The organism is Bacillus norwichensis, assembly GCF_014836955.1.
Lineage (GTDB): Bacteria > Bacillota > Bacilli > Bacillales > Bacillaceae_C > Siminovitchia > Siminovitchia norwichensis.
In genome coordinates, this window is the sequence record NZ_JACSPV010000091.1 from 1 (window position 1) to 2,354 (window position 2,354).

The 2,354-nt window shown below is 48.9% G+C and carries 3 protein-coding genes; all 3 read right to left on the reverse strand.

From position 1 onward, the window contains the following. Positions 1-96 precede the first annotated feature (96 nt). Positions 97-1,659 carry an IS66 family transposase gene (gene tnpC, locus H9631_RS22025; RefSeq protein ID WP_318246857.1) on the reverse strand — a complete coding sequence of 521 codons (1,563 nt, stop codon included), beginning with the start codon at positions 1,657-1,659 and terminating at the stop codon, positions 97-99. A 73-nt stretch (positions 1,660-1,732) separates the two neighbouring features. After that, a complete protein-coding gene (gene tnpB / locus H9631_RS22030; RefSeq protein ID WP_191816592.1) occupies positions 1,733-2,086 on the reverse strand; it encodes an IS66 family insertion sequence element accessory protein TnpB in 354 nt (117 codons plus the stop codon). Continuing rightward, positions 2,083-2,271 carry a hypothetical protein gene (locus tag H9631_RS22035; protein ID WP_191816594.1) on the reverse strand — a complete coding sequence of 63 codons (189 nt, stop codon included), beginning with the start codon at positions 2,269-2,271 and terminating at the stop codon, positions 2,083-2,085. Before H9631_RS22035 ends, tnpB begins: the two co-directional genes overlap by 4 nt. Positions 2,272-2,354: the final 83 nt, after the last annotated feature.

Below are 2,354 nucleotides of genomic sequence, written 5' to 3' on the forward strand. Positions count from 1 at the left end.
GTAAGCCCGAAATATAAATAAAATAAGCGCACCTTTTCGGTGCGCATGCCAAACAGCCGTCTATTCTTATGTTTTTCAAAGAATGGCCGGCTATTATCAGAGTTTGGCGCAAGTAGCCTGAATGTTTTTGGCCCAAGGTAAATACTGATCCAGAATTTCCGGCTGTTGGCGGATTTCCAATGTGGGTAAATCCGTCAACAGCTTTTTGACATATTCATAGAAATCGATGCCGTTGCACTTCGCCGTTTCAGCGAGGCTTAGACAAATCGCATTCGCTTGCGCACCGGCCTCACTGACGGAAAACAGCCAGTTTTTTCGGCCGATCACGTTGGGGCGGATCGCGTTTTCAGCTGGATTATTGTCAATTTCAATACGGCCATCGTATAGAAAAGCCCGCAGGCCTTCGATCCGGTTGAGGGTGTAGTCCGCTGCTTTCGCCAGGGCGCTTTTCCCGAAGAAAGGAGAGTCCTCGATCCATTGGAAGAACTCATCCACAATGGGTTTCGAATACTTCATGCGTTCTTTGCGCCGTTTCCCTGGGGAAAGGTGTTTGAACTTTCGCTCCAGCCGGTACAATTGGTCACAGAAATTGACGCCTTTGCGCCCGTTTTGGCTGTCGGCTTTTAGCCAATAGCGGCGGACATGTGCCCAGCAGTTGGCGAACTGTACATCGGGCAGGTTGCCGTAGGCTGAATACCCGTCGCAGATGATGGTCCCTTTGAAGCCTCCGATGAAGCTTTCAAGGACAGACCTAGCGCGCGAAAGGGCGCTCTGAAACAGGGTCATGACGGGACCCTGGCTTGGGACCGTGCGGTAGACCCAATTGTAGGCGTTCGTCTGGCCGGATTTCCCGTCCGATCGGCGGATTACTTTCCCGTAGGTTTCGTCCGCATGGAGGAGGGATTTACCCATCATCAAGGCTTTCATCCGATCATACACCGGCGACAGCCAATCATGGGCTGCCCGGATGACCCAGTTGGACAAATTTTTGTCATTGGTTTCCAGTCCATACCGCATCCATTCGTTCACCTGTCGGTAAAGGGGCACGTACAAGATGAACTTGTCGTGCAATACTTTCGCCAAAACACTGGCACTGGCGAGGCTGCGTTGAATGGCGGGTTGAGGGGCATGTCCTCGTTTTACTTGTGCGGGCAATGAGACAGCCTGTTTACACACCTTGCATTCGTAGGCATGTTCAATGTGCTGCACTTTTACCATTTTGGCAGGGATAAATTTTGCTTCCTCACGGACAATCGTGCTGCCGATTTCCGTCATGTCGTGCCGGCAACACTCACAAATGGTTTGATCGGGGTGGTGATGGACGCACTCCACCTCCACATGGTCACACAAGGAATCGTTTCTCTTTTTCCTAGTTTTCTTTCTGACAACAGTGTACGAAACAGTCTGTTGGCTTTGTTCTTCTGTGTGCTCAGGTTCAGGAAAAGGAGAATCATCCTCATCAAAGAGGGACCCTTGCCCGTCGGGCGTATTGTATTTGGATTTCTCCGTTTTGGATCCGTACAGGAGCTTGGTTAAGTGCTGAATTTGATGGGTGAGCGATTCAATTTGCTTGGTGAGTTCTTGATTTTGTTGACTCGCAACAGCCAATTGATCTTCCAATAATCGAATGATCTTTTCAGATGAAGATTCGTTTGCCACACCGCTCACCGCTTTCCGTTCGGTTTCGTTCTTTTCATTATAACGGGTTCGAAGAGCAGATGAAAGACGAATGTTAAAATGCGCCTTTTGGCGAGGGCTGAATCGCTTTCGGCTGCTGGATGGACAACCCTTCCAGCAGCCAGCGGAGTTCCTGCTGGGTCAGATTTTTCACTTCCTGTTCGTTTCTTGGCCATTGCAGTTTTCCACTGTCTAATCGCTTATACAACATGGCGAAGCCGTCTCCGTCGAAATACAGACACTTATATCGATCCTTTTTCCATCCTGCGAATAGAAAGATGGAATCGCTGTACGGATCCAGTTCGAAAGAGTCCTGGATCAGCGTAGCCAGGCCGTCAATCCCTTTGCGCATATCCGTTTTCCCGCAAATGATATAGATATTTTTGACACCGGTATAATCCTGTCTCATCGGTCGATCAGCTCCCTCATGATCGTTTGGATGATATACTCCTCTACGCCGTTTTTGAAGATGATTTCGGCATTTGCCAGTTTGATGGTACAAGGACTGGAAGGATTGGTAGAAACAGTTGGAAGGCTGACGTTTAGCACAGGATGTAATGTTACGGGGACGATAGTTAATGGTTTTTGCGGCATGAGAAAGCACCTCCTTCAGTTGATACATTGATCATACTAAGAGGGGCTGCATAAAAATATGCGTTGTTTGATTGGGGGCTTAC

Bases quoted from the DNA above. Each gene is read 5' to 3' on its own strand.
- tnpB (WP_191816592.1), bottom strand. From the start codon at position 2,086: ATGAGACAGGATTATACCGGTGTCAAAAATATCTATATCATTTGCGGG.
- H9631_RS22035 (WP_191816594.1), bottom strand. From the start codon at position 2,271: ATGCCGCAAAAACCATTAACTATCGTCCCCGTAACATTACATCCTGTG.